The following is a 15,842-nucleotide window of genomic DNA, read 5'->3' on the forward strand; positions in this document are numbered from 1 at the left end:
CGCTGCGCTCCTGAGCCCACCCTACGGGGGTGCATCCAGACCGTAGGGTGGATGTCGCCTTGTACATCCACCATCACGGCGCTCGATGGATCGATGCAGCGCCATCCACCCTACAACCCGTACTTTTTTACCTTGTCGAACAGCGTGGTCTTGGCCATCCCCAGGTCCACGGCGGCCTGGCTGAGGTTGCCGGCATGGCGTTCCAGGGCGGCGCCGAGCAGGTTGCGTTCGAAGGCCTCCACCGCCTCGGCGAAGTTGGCGGCGCTGCCGTCCGGGGTGGCACCGCTCTTCTTGAATACCGGCAGGCCGAGGGCGAAGCGCTCGGACACGTTGCGCAGTTCGCGCACGTTGCCTGGCCAGTCGTGGGCCTGCAGGGCGGCGGCGGTGGTGCGGTCGAGTTCCGGCATGGCGCGGTCGAAGCGCAGGGCGGCAAGCTGCAGGAAGTGCTCGAACAGCAGCAGAATGTCTTCGCGGCGGTCGCGCAGCGGCGGCAGCTCCAGGGTCACCACGTTGAGCCGGTAGTACAGGTCGCTGCGGAACTCGCCGCGCTGGCCCAGCTCGGCCAGGTCTGCCTTGGTCGCGGCGATCACGCGGCAGTCCACGCTGATCGGCTGGTTCGAGCCGAGGCGCTCCAGGCTGTGTTCCTGCAGCACGCGCAGCAGCTTGATCTGCAGGGCCAGCGGCATGCTCTCGATCTCGTCGAGGAACAGCGAGCCGCCGTCGGCGTGCTCGATCTTGCCGATGCGGCGCTTGCCGGCGCCGGTGAAGGCGTTGGCCTCGTGGCCGAAGATTTCGCTCTCGAACAGACTCTCCGGCAGGCCGCCGCAGTTCAGCGCGACGAACTCTTTGCCCTGGCGCCGGCTGAAGTCGTGCAGGCAGCGGGCGACCAGTTCCTTGCCGGTGCCGGTCTCGCCCTCGATCAATACGTTGGCGCCGGTGTCGGCGACGTTGGCGATCAGCTCGCGCAGCTGCTGCATGGCCGGCGAGCGGCCGATGATGCGCTGCTCCAGTGCCTGGCGCCCGGCCAGCTGGCGGCGTAGGGCCGTCACTTCGCGGGCCAGGCTGCGTTGTTCCAGGGCGCGGCGCGCCACGTCCACCAGGCGCTCGGGAGAGAAGGGTTTCTCCATAAAGTCGTAAGCGCCGTCGCGCATCGCGCCCACCGCCATGCCGATATCACCGTGGCCGGTGATCAACACCACCGGCAGGCTGGCGTCACGCTGTTTGAGGCGGCTGAGCAATTGCAGGCCGTCGATACCGGGCAGGCGTATATCGCTTATAACGATGCCGGCGAAGTCTGCATCGATGCGTTGCAGGGCTTCTTCGGCGCTGCCCACGCCGACGCTGGGAATGTCTTCCAGGGCCAGCGCCTGCTGGCAACCGAGTAGCACGTGGGGGTCGTCTTCGACGATCAGGACGCTTAGCGGCTCACTCATGGTGTGGGTTCTCCTGGGGTGACTTTGGCCAGGTTCAGCTCGAAGGCTGTACCGCCGCTGTCCGGGTGTTGCACGGTCAGGCTGCCGGCCGCGGCGGCGGCCAGGCTGGCGGAAAGGGTCAGGCCAAGGCCGAGGCCCTTTTCGCCGGGTTTGGTGGTGAAGAACGGCTCGAACAGGTGCACACGCACATCGGCGGCGATCCCCGGGCCGTTGTCGCGTACGGTCAGGCGGTAGCGTTCGCCATCATCCTGGCCGCTCAGCCAGAGCTGGCGCTCGGTTTGTTCGCTCATGGCGTCGAGGGCGTTGGCGATCAGGTTGACCAGAATCTGCTCCAGGCGCGTCTGTTCGATGGCCAGGCGCACGTCGGCCGGGCCGTGGGCATAGTCGCGGTGCAGTTGCACGGCGGTATAGCCGGGATGGTTCTGCAACAGCAGCAGGGCCGCGTCCACCGCCTGCTCCAGGCTGGCTTCGCCCTGGTCGCCACTGCGCCGGGCAAAGGCGCGCAGGCTGGCGGTGATCTTGCCCATACGGTCGACCAGCTCGCCGATGGTTTGCAGGTTGCTGCTGGCCACATCCAGCGCGCCGCGCTGGAGGAAGCGCACGGTGTTGCCGGACAGGGTACGCAGTGCGGCCAGTGGTTGATTCAGCTCATGGGCGATGCTGGTGGACATCTGCCCGATCACCGCCAGTTTGCCGGCCTGCACCAGCTCATCCTGGGCCTGGCGCAGGGTGGTTTCCGCCTGCTGGCGTTCGCGCACTTCGGCTTGCAGGCGCTGGTTGCTGGCTTGCAGGTCGGCGGTGCGCTCGGCGATCTTGCGCTCCAGCTCGTTGTTGGCCTGCTCCAGCGCTTCGCGCGCGGCCAGGCGGGTGGCGATCACCTTGCGCCGCTGGTTAAGCGCCAGGCCGAGGAAAATCAGCAGGGCGCAGGCCACGGCGGCCAGCATGGCGTGGCTGAGGGCGGCACTGCGCTGATCCTGCAACGGAGTGAGCAGGGTCAGGTGCCAGGGCGTATCGTCCAGCGGACGGGTCTGCGCCAGGTAGGTGATCGGCCCGGCGTCTGGCTCGTCGGCCTGATCGGCGGCGAAGCTGACTTGCTCCAGGCCGTCGCCGAGGGTGCGACGGGCCAGCGGTTGCAGTTCTTCCAGGGCCCACCAGTGGTATTGCAGGCTGCGCGCCAGGCGCTCGCGGGTGTTCGGCCCCAGTGGATGCACGGCCTTGAGCCGGCGACTGGGGTTGCTGGAGAGGATGATGATGCCGTTCTCGTCGCTGACATAGGCTTGCAGGCGGGCGCGCTGCCAGCGCTGTTCCAGGCTGTCCAGGCGCACCTTGACCACCGCCACGCCGATGATCCGCTCGCCGCTTTTCAGGCCGTGGGCCAGGTAGTAGCCGGGCTCGCCGGTGGTGCTGCCAATGCCGTAGAACCGCCCCGGTTTGCCCTCGATGGCATCCTGAAAATAGGCACGGAAGGACAGGTCTTCGCCGAGGTAGCTGCTTGGCTCGCGCCAGTTGCTGGTGGCCAGCACGCGGCCGCTGCGATCCAGTACATAGATGGCCAGGCTGCCGCTGCGCTGATTGAGGCCTTCGAGGTAATCGTTGACCAGCTGCCGGCGGTAGGTGGTGGGTGTTTGCAGCAGGCGGCCGACGTTGTACTCCAGCTCCAGCAGGCTGGGCAGGTAGGTGTATTTGGTGATTTCACTTTCGACCGCACGGGCGTTGAGTTCCAGCTGGCGTTCGCCGCCCTCGGCGAGGTCACGGATGCCGCTGCGTTCACTGAGGTAATAGCCGGCATAACCGCAGCCGAATACCAGCAGGAGCAGCAACAGGATCAGCAGCAGAACACGGGCAAGGCGCGGTTTCACGGTCAGGGCTGGCGGCACGCGGTGAGCAAAGGCGGTGGAGCATTGCATCACAGTCCTCCCTGGCTAGGTAGTTGCGCGGGCCTCAATGCGTAGGGTGCACCGTGCGCACCGGCTGTGGTGCGCTGGTATTGGTGCGCATGGCGCACCCTAAGAGTCAGTGCTGGAGAATCTTCGCGAGGAACTGCTGGGCGCGCTCGGAGCGTTGGCTGACGTCACCGAAGAATTCTTCCTTGGCGCAGTCTTCGACGATCTGCCCGGCGTCCATAAAGATCACCCGGTCGGCGACCTTGCGTGCAAAGCCCATCTCGTGGGTCACGCACATCATGGTCATGCCTTCGTGGGCGAGCTGCACCATCACGTCGAGCACCTCGTTGACCATTTCCGGGTCGAGGGCCGAGGTCGGTTCGTCGAACAGCATCACCACTGGGTCCATCGCCAATGCACGGGCAATCGCCACGCGCTGCTGCTGGCCGCCAGAGAGCTGGCCAGGATGCTTGTGCGCATGCGCCGACAGGCCGACACGCTCGAGCAGTTTGAGGCCCTTCTCGGTGGCTTCGGCCTTGCTGCGGCCGAGCACCTTGATCTGCGCGATGGTCAGGTTTTCGGTGATGGTCAGGTGCGGGAACAGCTCGAAGTGCTGGAACACCATGCCGACCCGTGAACGCAGCTGGGGCAGGTTGGTTTTCGGGTCTGCAATCGAGGTGCCATCGACCACGATGTCGCCCTTCTGAAACGGCTCCAGGGCGTTGACGCACTTGATCAGGGTCGACTTGCCGGAGCCGGACGGCCCGCACACCACCACCACTTCACCCTTCTTCACCTCGGTGCTGCACTCGGTCAGCACCTGGAAGTTTCCGTACCACTTGTTGACGTTTTTGATGGAAATCATACGGCTAACCTTTTTTGCAGATGCTTGACCAGCAACGAGGCGGAGAAGCTGATGAGGAAGTACACCAGACCGGCGAAGATCAGGAATTCATGGGGCTGGCCGATGATGTCGCCGCGCGAGCGGGCGGCGTTGAGGAAGTCCATTAGGCCGACGGTGTAGACCAGTGAGGTGTCCTGAAACAGGATGATGCTTTGCTGCAACAGCAGCGGGGTCATCTTGCGGAACGCCTGCGGCAGGATGATCAGGCGCATGGTCTGCCCGTAGTTCATCCCCAGCGCCTGCGCAGCGCCCATCTGGCCACGGGGGATGGCCTGGATGCCTGCGCGGACGATCTCGCAGAAGTACGCGGCTTCGAACATCACGAACGCCACCAGGCACGAGGTGAAGGCGCCCACCGGGGTGTCTTCGCCGGTGATCCAGCGCAGGATGAACGGCACCGCGAAGTAGAACCAGGTGATCACCAGCAGCAACGGGATCGAGCGGAAGTAGTTGACGTAGGTGGCGGCGATCTTCGCCAGCAGCACGTTGTGCGACAGACGCATAAGCGCCAGCACGGTGCCCAGTACCACGCCGCCAATAACGCCCATGACCATCAGCTGCAGGGTCATGGCCATGCCATCCCACAGGCCTGGCAGGGCCGGAACGATTGCACTGAAATCCATTACTTACCTCCCACGGCGATCAGGCCGGGCACGGCGACTTTCTTCTCGACCAGGCGCATCAGCAGCATCAGGCTCATGTTCAGGGTGAAGTAGATCAACGTGGCCAGGGTGAAGGCCTCGAACAGGTTGGCGCTGAACTCGGCGGTCTGTTTGGTCTGCGCCAGCAGCTCCATCAGGCCGATCAAGGAGGCCACCGAGGAGTTCTTGAAGATGTTCAGGAATTCGCTGGTGAGCGGCGGAATGATGATCCGGTAGGCCTGCGGCAGCAGCACGTTGCTGTAGATCTGTGGCAGGCGCAAACCCATGGCGTAGGCCGCGGCGGTCTGGCCCTTGGGCAGCGCCTGGATGCCGGTGCGTACCTGCTCGCAGACCCGCGCGGCGGTGAACAGGCCGAGGCACACCACCACGCTGAGATAGGCCGAGGTGGCGGGGTTGAGGTCCTGCTTGAACCAGATTTCCAGCGGCTCGGGCAGCAGGTCCGGCACCAGGAAGTACCAGAGAAACAGCTGCACCAGCAGCGGCACGTTGCGGAAGATTTCCACGTAGGCGGTGGCGATGCCGGAGATCCAGCGGTTCGGCACGGTACGCATCACGCCGAGCAGCGAGCCCAGCGCCAGGGCGATGATCCAGCCAACGATGGCGATGGCGATAGTCCAGCCCAGGCCGGTGACGAACCAGTCCAGGTATATCTCGCTGCCGATGCCGGTGGACTTGAAGAAGATGCCCCAGTCCCAGTTGTAGTTCATGCGGGTTGCCCCTCGGGTGTCGCGAAATAGGCCGTGGGTCGGAGGAGGCCGGGCAGGTGCGTGCCTGCCCCGTTCGCGGGTGGCGAACGTGCCTCGATCCAGTCAGGTGGAAGGTGGAAGACGGGTGCTTCCGGTTCCCCGTCTACCGCCGCTCTTGTGAAGCGGCGGCAGGTTTACCGTCAGATCTGCTCGGCAGACTTGTCAGTCGGGTTGGCAATGAGCTTTTTCAGTTCATCGCTCATGGGGAAATTCAGGTTCAGGCCCTTCGGTGGCACCGGTTGCATAAACCACTTGTCATAGATGGCGTTGACTTCACCGGAGGCGAAGGTGGCGCTGATGGCCTTGTCGACCACCTGCTTAAAGCCTTCGTCGCCTTTGCGCATCATGCAGCCGTAGATTTCGAAGGACTGCGGCTCGCCGACCACCACCCAGTCAGCCGGCTGTTTGGCCTTGGCCATTTCGCCGTAGAGCAGGGCGTCGTCCATCATGAAGGCCAGAGCGCGGCCGGATTCGAGCATCAGGAAGGACTCGCCATGGTCCTTGGCCGAGATGATGTTCATGCCCATCTTTTTCTCGGCATTCATGATCTTCAGCAGGCGCTCGGAGGTGGTGCCGGCGGTGGTCACCACGTTCTTGCCCTTGAGATCAGGGAAGTCGTTGACCCCCGAGGTTTTCTTGGTCAGCAGACGGGTGCCGACTTCGAAGATGCCGACGGAGAAGTCCACCTGGCGCTGACGTTCGATGTTGTTGGTGGTGGAGCCGCACTCCAGGTCGACGGTGCCGTTCTGCACCAGTGGGATACGGGTCTGCGAGGTGACCAGGTTGTAGCGCACCTTGAGTTCCGGCAGGCCCAGCTCCTGCTTGATCGCTTCAACCACTTTCAGCTGCAGGTCATGGGAATAGCCCACCGGCTGCTGCGGGTTGTCGCCGAAGTAGGAGAAGGGGATGGAGGCGTCGCGGTGGCCCAGGGTGATGGTGCCGGAGTCTTTGATCTTCTTCAGGGTGCCGGTCAGTTCGCTGGCGAAGGCCGGGCTGGCGATCAGGGCGGCGGCGATGGCCGCGCTCAGTACGCGGGGGACAATACGCATGGATCTGTTCCTCGATGTTGTTCTTATGGGCGGCTGGCTGTTGGGCTAGACCGCTGGCTTGGAAGAGCTATCGCATTCCTGCCAGTACAGGGAGCAGGATGTATGCCAGGCCATCGAGGGTTTTTATGATTGTGTAAGTTATTGAAATTAATCAATAAATTTTAAAATTTGGAGAATGAAAAACGCCCAGCCGTTCGGCTGGGCGATTATTCAGTGGCGTGGCATTCGGAAAACCGAACGCCCCCCAGGGGCTGTCGGGCGATCAGGTGCCCGACTTGATGGTGTTCCACACCCGGGTACGCACGCGCTCGATCTTCTGCGGCAGCGGTTGCAGCACGTAGAGGGTCTTCTGCGCTTCGGCGGTCGGGGTCAGGCCTGGGTTGTCGCGGATTTCCGGGCCCACCAGCGGCATGCCGTCCTTGTTCGGGTTGGGGTAGCCGAGGAAGTCGCTGACCGGTGCAATCACTTTGGGTTCGAGCAGGTTGTTGAGGAACTCATGGGCCTCGGCAACGTTCAGGGCGCTTTTCGGGATGGCGAAGGAGTCGTACCACAGCGGCGCGCCTTCCTTCGGCAGACGCCAGTCGACCACTACGCCGTTGCCGGCTTCTTTGGCGCGGTTGGCGAACTGGTAGAAGCTGCCCGAGTAGCCGATGGCCACGCAGATGTCGCCGTTGGCGATATCGGTCATGTACTTGGCCGAGTGGAAGTAGGCCACGTGAGGGCGAATCTTCAGCATCAGCGCGCTGGCCTTCTCGTAGTCCTCAGGCTTGGTGCTGTTGGGGTCCAGGCCCAGGTAGTGCAGAGCAATCGGCAGGATATCGCCGGGCGAATCGAGCATGGCCACGCCGCACTGCTTGAGCTTGCTGATGTTCTCTTCCTTGAAGATCAGGTCCCAGCTGTCCACCGGTGCATCGGCACCCAGCACGGCCTTGACCTTGTCCGGGTTGAAGCCGATCAGTACGGTGCCGTACATGTAGGGCACGGCGTACTGGTTGCCGGGGTCGTTGGCGGTCATCAGCTGCAGCAGGCCGGGGTCGAGGTGCTGCCAGTTGGGCAGTTTGCTCTTGTCGAGTTTCTGGAACACGCCAGCCTTGATCTGGGTGTCGAGGAAGGTGTTGGTCGGCACCACCAGGTCGTAACCGGAGTTGCCGGTGAGCAGCTTGGCTTCCAGCGACTCGTTGGTGTCGAACACGTCCCAGGTCAGCTTGATACCGCTCTTGGCCTGAAAGTCCTTGGGCACCGACGGCAGCATATAGTCGGCCCAGTTGTACACGCGCAGTTCACGCGGTTTCTCGGGTGTTTGCGCCTGGGCCGTCGTGGCCAGCAGGGTGGCGCCGCAGATGGCGACGGCGAGCAGGTGTTTGATCGTGTTCATCGTGTCTCACCCCTGAATCATTATTGATGTTGTGTTGGCTAGGCCTGTACGTGAGCTGCTTCGAAACCTTCCAGTACGTTGACGGCGTTGACGCCGATGGCTTCCACCGCATAACCGCCTTCCATGACGAACAGCGTCGGCTTGCCGAGGGCAGCGATGCGTTGGCCCATGGCCAGGTAATCCGGGCTGTCGAGCTTGAACTGAGAAATCGGGTCGTCCTTGAAGGTGTCCACGCCCAGCGACACCACAATCACTTCAGCACCGTATTCGGCAATCCGCTGGCAGGCGTCGTCCAGCGCGGCGCTCCACACGTCCCACGGGCTGCCCATCGGCAACGGGTAGTTGAAGTTGCAGCCTTCGCCGGCCCCCTCGCCGCGTTCATCGGCATAGCCGAGGAAGAACGGAAACTCTTCGGCCGGGTCGCCGTGGATCGAGGCGAACAGCACATCATTGCGGCTGTAGAAGATGTCCTGAGTGCCGTTGCCGTGGTGGTAGTCGACGTCGAGGATGGCGACTTTCTTGTGGCCCTGATCGAGGAAGGCCTGGGCGGCGATGGCGGCGTTGTTCAGGTAGCAGTAGCCACCCATCAGCTCGCCAGCGGCATGGTGACCTGGCGGCCGGCACAGGGCGAAGGCGCTATGGGCGCCGTTGGCGATTTCCGCCTGGGCACTTAGCGCCACCTGCGCGGCGCTGTAAGCCGCCTGCCAGGTGCCGGCGGTAATCGGTGCGCCGCCGTCGAAGCTGTAATAGCCGAGCTGGCCATGCAAATCATTCGGGATGACCTGACGCAGGGTGCGTGCCGGCCAGGTGAAGGGCAGCAGGTCACCGTTGCCGTTCTGCGCCTGCCAGCGTGCCCAGGCACCCTTGAAGAAGTCCAGATAAGCGGCGCTGTGAATACGCTCAATCGGCGCCAGGCCGAAATCCTGCGGCGGGCGTACTTCACCGAGCTGGCGATGCTGGACGCGCGCCAGGATATGGTCGGCGCGTTGCGGTTTCTCGAAACAGGGCATCAGCTGGCCGTCGATCAGCTCGCAGCTGCCGTGGTGCAGGTGATGGTCGTCGCTGTAAAAGGTGAGCATGTGAAACGGCTCCAGGCTTGTTGTTGTGTCTGCATTGTTCGCCTGCACGCCCGGATGGAGAACGCTGGCAACGGCCAAAAGGGGATCGAAATGGCCAAATTTGGCGGCCGCCGAGCGCTGATGGCGCCGCGCAAACTGTAACAAGCCATGAGTCTTAAGCTTTTCTTAAGCCTGCAAATCGCATGGTGCGCCCCGCCGGGGCTCTGCCCCTTCATTGCCGACAAGGGGGCAGAGCATGCTCAATCAGACTCGCAAGTTGCCACGCCAGGTGTTGCCGCTGCTGTGCGCGTGGCTGGCCACGCCCGTGCTGGCGGATGTGGAATGCCCAAGCGCTGACCGCGCCAGCTGGATGAACGAATCACACTTTCGCCAGCAGATGAAAAGTCAGGGGCTGCAAATCACCAAGTTCCGCATCACCCCGGGTAATTGCTACGAGGTCTACGGCCTCGACGGCAACGGCAAGAAAGTTGAAATCTATTACAACCCGGTCGACGCCACGCCCGTGGCTGAAGTCGCCACCGCGCATGTGGCCAAGCCATGACCAGGCAGTTTGTCCTGCCGGTATCGCTCATGGCCGTGTTGGTGCTGTTTGCCCTGGCCTGGTACCGCGTACCGGCGCAGCCGCCGGCCGCCTTTGCCAGCACCGCAGCGGCGCCGGTCAGCGCGCCGGCATTCAGGGCGCGCTTCGCCTCATCGGACATGGACGACTTCGTTCACTCTGCATCGATCACCGGCCTGCCGGGTGGCGACCTGATGGCTGTCTGGTTTGCCGGTAGCCGCGAGGGCGCGGCCGACGTACAGATTCGCGCCGCGCGTTTCGACGCCGGCAGCAACCAGTGGGGTGCCGAGCGCGTACTCGCGAGTCGCGAGTCGACCCAGCGCGCCGTCGGCAAGCACATCCGCAAACTCGGCAACCCGGTGATCAGCCTGGCACCGGACAACCGCCTGTGGCTGTTCTACGTCTCGGTGTCGATTGGCGGCTGGGCCGGCAGTGCGGTCAACGCCATGGTGTCCGATGATTTCGGGGCCACCTGGTCGGCGCCCCGGCAACTGGTCACCAGCCCATTCCTCAACATCAGCACCCTGGTACGCGCCACCCCCGTGTTCCATGCCGACGGCAGCATCGGTTTGCCGGTGTATCACGAGTTCCTCGGCAAGTTTCCCGAGTACCTGCACCTGAGCGCGGATGGCAAGGTGTTGGGCAAGTACCGCATCGGCAAGGGCCGCTACTCGTTGCAGCCAACGGTGGTGGCGCTGGATGAACAGCGTGCGGTGGCGCTGCTGCGCTATGCCGGTGAGCAGTACCATCGCGTGCTGGCCAGCCACACGACGGACAGCGGCCGCACCTGGAGTACGCCGCAACCGCTGGAACCGAGCAACCCCAACTCATCGCTGGCCGCCGTCGGTCGTCCCGATGGCAGCCTGTTGGTGGCGATGAATGATCTGGAGGATGGTCGCTTCCGCCTGACCCTCTACGCCACCGACAGCCAGCTGGCGAACTGGCGCACCCTCGGTGAGCTGGATGAAAGCCCCAACCCTTGGGGGGAACCCATTGCGCCGGCGGACTTCCCGACGGTGATCCGCGAGAAGTTCCGCGCCAGCGGCGGCCGCCCCGAGCAGGAGGCGCGCTTTCTTGAGCAGGTCAGTGCCCGGATGTGCAGCCCGACGGGGTGCGACTTCGATTACGAATACCCCTATTTCACCCGTGACACCGATGGCACGTATCACTTGGTCTATTCGTGGAACGACATGTTTATCAAGCACCTGGCCTTCAATGAAGCCTGGCTGACGGAGCGCCGCCCACATGACTGACTTCTGGTTGCCGCACCTGGCCTTCACTCTGCTGGTTTTCCTGATCTTCGTTCGACTGGCGCGCAATGCGGCGCAGCGCGGCATCCTGCTGGCGGGCAGTCTGCTGCTGAGCCTGCTGCCGGTGCAGGGCATCAGCCTGGCGCTGCAGTTGCGCACCTATATCGGTGACCTGTCGATCAGCAGCCTGGTGCTGCTGAGCTGGGCGATGCTGTGTCGTTTTGGCTTGCCGGGTGCCGCCCCCCGTGATCGCCTGGCCAGCCTGGCGCTGTTCGCCGGCCTGGGTGTGCTGCTTTACCCAGCGGCCTTGGGGTTGAGCTACAGCGACCCATATCAGCTGGGCTTCGAGCCGCGGCCGATGTTGCTGGTGCTGGGCTTGCTGAGCCTGGTGCTGGTCATCCAACGCAGCTGGCTTGGCGCGTTGGCGTTGGTGCTGGCGACCCTGGCCTTCACCCTGCGCCTGAACGCCTCGGAAAACTACTGGGATTATCTGATTGACCCCTACCTGGCCCTCTACAGCCTGGGCGTGTTGCTCAGCGCCGCTGTGCGCGGGTTGCTGACCCGAGCGACAAGGAGCCTCGCATGAGCTGGCTGAAATCCCGACGCCTGCATTACCTGGCAGGTCTGACGGCGCTGCTGTTCGTGCTCTTCGCCGCCCTGCGCGGGCTGTTTCTGCTGGGGTTTTCCGCCGTCGATAGCATCAGCGAGCCGGATGTGCTGCCCACCCTCGGCATCGGCCTGCGCTTCGACCTGCGCCTGGCCCTGCTGCTGATGCTGCCGGTCGGCATCTTGCTGGCGCTGCCGAAGCTGCGTCTGGCGCGTTTCCGCGCGGTGCGCTGGCTGCTGCGCGGCTATCTGCTGTTGGCCGTGGCCGCGCTGGGCCTGCTGTACATCATCGATTTTGGCCACTACGCCTACCTGGGCGTGCGCCTCAACGCCACGGTGTTGCGCTTTGCCGGCGATGCGCAGATCTCCGCCGGCATGCTCTGGCAGACCTATCCGGTGCTGTGGATCACCCTGGCCTGGCTGGCGGGCGTAACGCTGTGGACCTGGGCGCTGCTGCGCCTGGAGCGCGTCACCCTGGATCGACCGCAAGCGCAACGCGTCGGCGTGTTGCCGGCAATCGGCGGTGCGGCGGTGGTGGGCGTGCTGGTGTTCTTCGGTCTGCTCGGTCGCGCCAGTGCACTGAACCTGGAAAACCCGGTGCCGCTGCGCTGGAGCGACGCCTTCTACAGCGGCAACAGCCAGATCGGCGCACTCGGGATCAATCCGGCGCTGTTTCTCTTCGACACCCTCACGCTGGAGCCCGCCGCCTTCGACGAAGCCGTCACGCGCGAGCATTACGAGGTGGTGGCCGATTACCTGGGCGTCAGCGAGCGTGATGCACAGGGCCTGAATTTTTTCCGCCACCAGCCCGTGCAGGCGCACCGCATCCAGGCTGAGCGCCCGCCGAATGTGGTTTTCGTCATGCTCGAATCCCTCGGCACCAGCGCCGTGGGTGCCTACGGTAACCCGCTGAACCCGACGCCGAATCTGGATCGTCTGGTCAGGGAAAGCTGGTTCTTCCGCCACTTCTACGTGCCGGTGACCGGCACCGCCAAGACGGTGTGGGCGAGCATCACCGGCATTCCCGATGTATCGCGCCAGGAGACCGCCACGCGCAACCCGCTGATCGCCCGGCAGCGCACGCTGATCAACGCGCTCGACGGCTATGAGAAGTTCTACATGATCGGTGGCAACGCCGGCTGGGCCAACATCAATGCGCTGATCCGCCAGAGCATCGACGGTGTACAGCTCTACGAGGAACGCCACTGGCAGTCGCCGCAGGTGGACGTGTGGGGCATTTCCGACCTGGATTTCTTCAAGGAGAGTTCGCAGATTCTCGGCGCTCTGCCGAAGGACAAATCCTTCTTCGCCTACCTGCAGACCTCCGGCAACCACCGGCCCTTCACCATCCCCAAGGACAATGACGGCTTCGAGGCGCTCGACCTGCCCCTGGAACAGGTACAGCAGGCCGGCTCGCGCAGCGTCGAGCAGTACAACGCCGTGCGTCTGCTGGACTTCAATATCGGCCGCCTGATGCAGTTGGCCAAGGAACAGGGCTTCTACGACGACACCATTTTCGTCTTCTTCGGCGACCACAACACCCGCATCAGTCAGATCCCGCACATGGCGCCAGCCTTCGAGCAGCTGGGGCTGGAGAGCAACAACGTGCCGCTGCTGATCCACGCGCCGAAATGGCTGGCGCCGCGCGAGTTCGACGCGGCCGTGGGCCTGGCCGACCTATTGCCGACCGTGGCCGGGCTGGTCGGTGTACCCTTCGACAACGGCGGCCTCGGTCGCGACTTGCAACTGCCTACGCCGGAAGGTGAGCGCGTGGTGCCGCTGGTGTTGCAGGAAGGCACCTTCCCGGTGATTGGCGCGGTGACCCGTGATTTCCTCGTGCAAATGCAGCACGACGGCAGCTCACCGACCCTGCACGACCTGCGCTCGCTGACGCCGCGCGATAACGTCGCCGAGCAGCACCCGCAAGAGTTTCAGCGCCTGCTGGCGCTGAGTCGTGGCTTGCATGAAACCGCGCGCTTGCAGATGTACCGCAACGTGCAGGTGGAGGACTGAGGATTCGGTGCGCACGGCGCACCCTACAAAGGCACGCGCCGGCTCGTAGGGTGCGCCATGCGCACCGCCCACAAACGCTGCTCGATAACGATGCAAACGGCTGTACGAACCGTTAGGTCTCAGGCGCGAAAACGGCTCGGCGGCACGCCGCTCCAGCGCTGAAAGGCGTGGCGGAAACTGGCTGTTTCGCTGAAGCCGAGGTATTCGGCAATCCGGCAAATCGGCCAGTCTTCCTGGCCGAGCAGGGTTTTCGCCCGTTCGAAACGCAGCTCGTCGAGCAGTTCCTGATAGTGCGTGCCCAGCTCCTGCAGGTGCCGGCGCAGGGTGCGCGGTGAGCAATGCATCTGCTGCGCCAGCTGTTCCAGGCCAGGCGGCGCGGTCAGCTGTTCAGTCAGCAACTGGCGAATGCGCCCGAGCCAGGCCTGACGGGTGGTGAATTCGGCGTTCTGTTTGCGGCAGCGGTCGAGCATTTCCCGGTGGGTGACCGCATCGGCCAGGGGTAAGGGTTGCTGCAACCAGCTGGCGGGGAAGGCGAAGGCATTGCGCGGCGCTTCGAATTGCAGCGGGCAGGCAAAGCTGTGCTGGTAGCGGGCACTGTAGTCGGGTTCGCCATAGCGAAACTGCGCTGCGCTGAGGGGCAGGGGCTGGCCGAGCAGGTCATCACTGATCAGCTTGAGCGAGGCCAGGCACATTTCCAGGTTGAACACCTCCAGCGCCGGCGCGTGCTGGTAGTCGCTGGCGCTGACCCAGGCCAAGTCGCCTTCGAGCTGCATATCCAGTTTGAAGTAGGTGCCGAGCAGGGCCGGGTAGTGCAGCATCAGCCGCCAGGCGTCACCAAAGGTGGCACTCGACAGGGCGGCGTAACCGACCATGCCATAGGCCGACACATGCATACGCCGGCCCAGCTCCAGGCCCAGGTCACTGCGCAGCAGCAGGGCATTGGCGCAGACCTGCAATTCCTGAGTGCGGGTGATGCGGGTGTCGGCGCAGGCCAGATCAGCCGCCGCAATGCCGCTGCCGGCCAGCAGTGGCTCGGTCAGTTCAGGTTGGTGGGCAAAGATTTCAAGGATTTGCGAAACCACATGCAGGGTGGTCAGGTGGGCATGCAACATCGGGGTGACCGCAACTGTTCAGAATGCCGGTAATGAGGCAAGAACTATGCCGCGGTCTGGCAGCGACCCTGCACGGTGCGGGTCGCTGCGGGCAGGCGCAATTCAGCGATTGCGCAGGAACGCGTTGATAAAATCGCCCTGATTGGGTGCTTCTTCGTGGGTGGTGAAGGTCAGGGTTGCCTCGTTTTCGCGCAGCTTGAGCTTCGCGGCGAAGCTGCATTCCACGGTTTTCAGGCTTTTGGCCTCTGCCTTGTAGTCGGCATCGTTCTGACACAGATTGGCCAGTTGGTTGACCACTTCACCGCAGAAGCTCGGCACGCTCAGGCGCTTGAGCTTGTCATCGTCAATGGCTTGCCAGTCAACCTGGGTATGCAGCGGCGTATCACAGGCTTTCGAGGCATCCTGGTCGATCTTTTGCAGCTGGGCGCTGAAGTCGGCCAGGCGCTGCTCACGGTCAAAGCGGCTGAGTTTGTCCTGAACGCCTTTTTTCATCTGCTGTTCGTACAGGGCCAGCAGATTGGCCGGCTTGGCTTCCTTGCTCTTGCTCTCGTCGAAGCCCAGCTCGAAACCATCGGTGCTCGGCAGGTACAGCTGGTACTGTTCGCCGCCCCAGCCCTGGCGCTTGAGCAGCAGGTTGTAGGCGCTGCCATTGAGGGTGGTGGTGTAGTCGAGCTCATCGTTGCCGCGTTCGTTCACCTCGCTCAGCAGCACCACTTCATCCAGCGGGTGGTTGATCCCGCTGACCTGGATCAGCGCCTGCTTGCCATCGCTGCTCGGCGCAACGGTGACGCTGATGCCTTTGCCGGCATTGAATACCTGCGGGTATTTGGCCAGTTCCAGGGCGCTGGCATTGAAGGTGAGCAGTGAAGCGGCGAGTAGCAGTGACAGCCTTGTCATGGTGGCGTCCTTAATGATGAAAGGGCCTCCAGTATAGCCAGAGTGTTACAACAGATTTGTGCGCGAAGTCCGCTCGTGACGTCTACCGCGCGCTGCACTGGTGGGGAGAGGTGAGCCTTGGCCTGTGCCTCGACAAACGGTTGGCGCGGGTGCCCGCCTGGCGAGGCTTTACGGTATACTGCGCGGCCTTTGGCCGGTCGCACCGGCTGGAAATCGCATACAAGCCACGCCGGTCCTCCCGCGTGGCTTGTTGGTTTTTGCCGCGCCTGCGGGC

At 63.7% G+C, this 15,842-nt stretch carries 14 protein-coding genes; 4 read left to right on the forward strand and 10 right to left on the reverse strand.

The genetic code is table 11. From position 1 onward, the window contains the following. Window positions 1–110: 110 nt before the first annotated feature. The 8 genes from ACSQ17_RS11395 to ACSQ17_RS11430 form a co-directional block, all read right to left on the reverse strand. Window positions 111–1,433 (reverse strand): sigma-54-dependent transcriptional regulator, encoded by a 1,323-nt coding sequence (locus tag ACSQ17_RS11395; protein ID WP_436068691.1) that lies wholly within the window; start codon window positions 1,431–1,433, stop codon window positions 111–113. Further along, on the reverse strand, window positions 1,430–3,340 hold the full coding sequence (locus ACSQ17_RS11400) for a sensor histidine kinase (RefSeq protein WP_436068692.1): 1,911 nt from the start codon (window positions 3,338–3,340) through the stop codon (window positions 1,430–1,432). Before ACSQ17_RS11400 ends, ACSQ17_RS11395 begins: the two co-directional genes overlap by 4 nt. A gap of 106 nt (window positions 3,341–3,446) precedes the next feature. Beyond that, window positions 3,447–4,181 carry an amino acid ABC transporter ATP-binding protein gene (locus ACSQ17_RS11405; protein WP_436068693.1) on the reverse strand — a complete coding sequence of 245 codons (735 nt, stop codon included), beginning with the start codon at window positions 4,179–4,181 and terminating at the stop codon, window positions 3,447–3,449. Beyond that, complete coding sequence (locus ACSQ17_RS11410) at window positions 4,178–4,843, reverse strand: amino acid ABC transporter permease (RefSeq protein WP_436068694.1); 666 nt, start codon at window positions 4,841–4,843, stop codon at window positions 4,178–4,180. The genes ACSQ17_RS11405 and ACSQ17_RS11410 overlap by 4 nt, the downstream gene beginning before the upstream one ends. Further along, window positions 4,843–5,589, reverse strand: a complete 747-nt coding sequence (locus tag ACSQ17_RS11415; protein WP_436068695.1) for an amino acid ABC transporter permease — start codon at window positions 5,587–5,589, stop codon at window positions 4,843–4,845. The genes ACSQ17_RS11410 and ACSQ17_RS11415 overlap by 1 nt, the downstream gene beginning before the upstream one ends. Window positions 5,590–5,768: 179 nt before the next feature. Then, a complete protein-coding gene (locus ACSQ17_RS11420) occupies window positions 5,769–6,677 on the reverse strand; it encodes a glutamate/aspartate ABC transporter substrate-binding protein (RefSeq protein WP_436068696.1) in 909 nt (302 codons plus the stop codon). 262 nt (window positions 6,678–6,939) lie between these two features. After that, a complete protein-coding gene (locus tag ACSQ17_RS11425) occupies window positions 6,940–8,052 on the reverse strand; it encodes a polyamine ABC transporter substrate-binding protein (RefSeq protein ID WP_436068697.1) in 1,113 nt (370 codons plus the stop codon). 38 nt (window positions 8,053–8,090) lie between these two features. Next, entirely contained in the window at window positions 8,091–9,131 is a 1,041-nt protein-coding gene (locus ACSQ17_RS11430) for a histone deacetylase family protein (RefSeq protein ID WP_436068698.1), read from the reverse strand. 235 nt (window positions 9,132–9,366) lie between these two features. On the opposite strand from ACSQ17_RS11430, the gene ACSQ17_RS11435 reads away from it, so the two are divergent. From ACSQ17_RS11435 to ACSQ17_RS11450, 4 genes are read left to right on the forward strand one after another with little or no spacing between them, the layout of a single operon-like run. Next, a complete protein-coding gene (locus tag ACSQ17_RS11435) occupies window positions 9,367–9,672 on the forward strand; it encodes a PepSY domain-containing protein (RefSeq protein WP_436068699.1) in 306 nt (101 codons plus the stop codon). After that, a complete protein-coding gene (locus ACSQ17_RS11440; protein ID WP_436068700.1) occupies window positions 9,669–10,943 on the forward strand; it encodes a sialidase family protein in 1,275 nt (424 codons plus the stop codon). The genes ACSQ17_RS11435 and ACSQ17_RS11440 overlap by 4 nt, the downstream gene beginning before the upstream one ends. Beyond that, a complete protein-coding gene (locus ACSQ17_RS11445; RefSeq protein WP_436068701.1) occupies window positions 10,936–11,526 on the forward strand; it encodes a hypothetical protein in 591 nt (196 codons plus the stop codon). Before ACSQ17_RS11440 ends, ACSQ17_RS11445 begins: the two co-directional genes overlap by 8 nt. After that, window positions 11,523–13,559 carry an LTA synthase family protein gene (locus ACSQ17_RS11450; RefSeq protein ID WP_436068702.1) on the forward strand — a complete coding sequence of 679 codons (2,037 nt, stop codon included), beginning with the start codon at window positions 11,523–11,525 and terminating at the stop codon, window positions 13,557–13,559. The genes ACSQ17_RS11445 and ACSQ17_RS11450 overlap by 4 nt, the downstream gene beginning before the upstream one ends. A gap of 119 nt (window positions 13,560–13,678) precedes the next feature. Here the strand turns inward: ACSQ17_RS11450 and ACSQ17_RS11455 are convergent, their stop codons facing one another. Both ACSQ17_RS11455 and ACSQ17_RS11460 read right to left on the reverse strand, forming a co-directional pair. Beyond that, entirely contained in the window at window positions 13,679–14,671 is a 993-nt protein-coding gene (locus tag ACSQ17_RS11455) for an AraC family transcriptional regulator (RefSeq protein ID WP_436068703.1), read from the reverse strand. Window positions 14,672–14,773: 102 nt separating this feature from the next. Further along, on the reverse strand, window positions 14,774–15,568 hold the full coding sequence (locus ACSQ17_RS11460; RefSeq protein WP_436068704.1) for a hypothetical protein: 795 nt from the start codon (window positions 15,566–15,568) through the stop codon (window positions 14,774–14,776). Window positions 15,569–15,842 lie beyond the last annotated feature (274 nt).

This window comes from Pseudomonas sp. LjRoot71 (genome assembly GCF_964253255.1).
GTDB lineage: Bacteria > Pseudomonadota > Gammaproteobacteria > Pseudomonadales > Pseudomonadaceae > Aquipseudomonas.

Bases quoted from the DNA above. Each gene is read 5' to 3' on its own strand.
- ACSQ17_RS11395 (WP_436068691.1), bottom strand. From the start codon at position 1,433: ATGAGTGAGCCGCTAAGCGTCCTGATCGTCGAAGACGACCCCCACGTG.
- ACSQ17_RS11400 (WP_436068692.1), bottom strand. From the start codon at position 3,340: ATGCAATGCTCCACCGCCTTTGCTCACCGCGTGCCGCCAGCCCTGACC.
- ACSQ17_RS11405 (WP_436068693.1), bottom strand. From the start codon at position 4,181: ATGATTTCCATCAAAAACGTCAACAAGTGGTACGGAAACTTCCAGGTG.
- ACSQ17_RS11410 (WP_436068694.1), bottom strand. From the start codon at position 4,843: ATGGATTTCAGTGCAATCGTTCCGGCCCTGCCAGGCCTGTGGGATGGC.
- ACSQ17_RS11415 (WP_436068695.1), bottom strand. From the start codon at position 5,589: ATGAACTACAACTGGGACTGGGGCATCTTCTTCAAGTCCACCGGCATC.
- ACSQ17_RS11420 (WP_436068696.1), bottom strand. From the start codon at position 6,677: ATGCGTATTGTCCCCCGCGTACTGAGCGCGGCCATCGCCGCCGCCCTG.
- ACSQ17_RS11425 (WP_436068697.1), bottom strand. From the start codon at position 8,052: ATGAACACGATCAAACACCTGCTCGCCGTCGCCATCTGCGGCGCCACC.
- ACSQ17_RS11430 (WP_436068698.1), bottom strand. From the start codon at position 9,131: ATGCTCACCTTTTACAGCGACGACCATCACCTGCACCACGGCAGCTGC.
- ACSQ17_RS11435 (WP_436068699.1), top strand. From the start codon at position 9,367: ATGCTCAATCAGACTCGCAAGTTGCCACGCCAGGTGTTGCCGCTGCTG.
- ACSQ17_RS11440 (WP_436068700.1), top strand. From the start codon at position 9,669: ATGACCAGGCAGTTTGTCCTGCCGGTATCGCTCATGGCCGTGTTGGTG.
- ACSQ17_RS11445 (WP_436068701.1), top strand. From the start codon at position 10,936: ATGACTGACTTCTGGTTGCCGCACCTGGCCTTCACTCTGCTGGTTTTC.
- ACSQ17_RS11450 (WP_436068702.1), top strand. From the start codon at position 11,523: ATGAGCTGGCTGAAATCCCGACGCCTGCATTACCTGGCAGGTCTGACG.
- ACSQ17_RS11455 (WP_436068703.1), bottom strand. From the start codon at position 14,671: ATGTTGCATGCCCACCTGACCACCCTGCATGTGGTTTCGCAAATCCTT.
- ACSQ17_RS11460 (WP_436068704.1), bottom strand. From the start codon at position 15,568: ATGACAAGGCTGTCACTGCTACTCGCCGCTTCACTGCTCACCTTCAAT.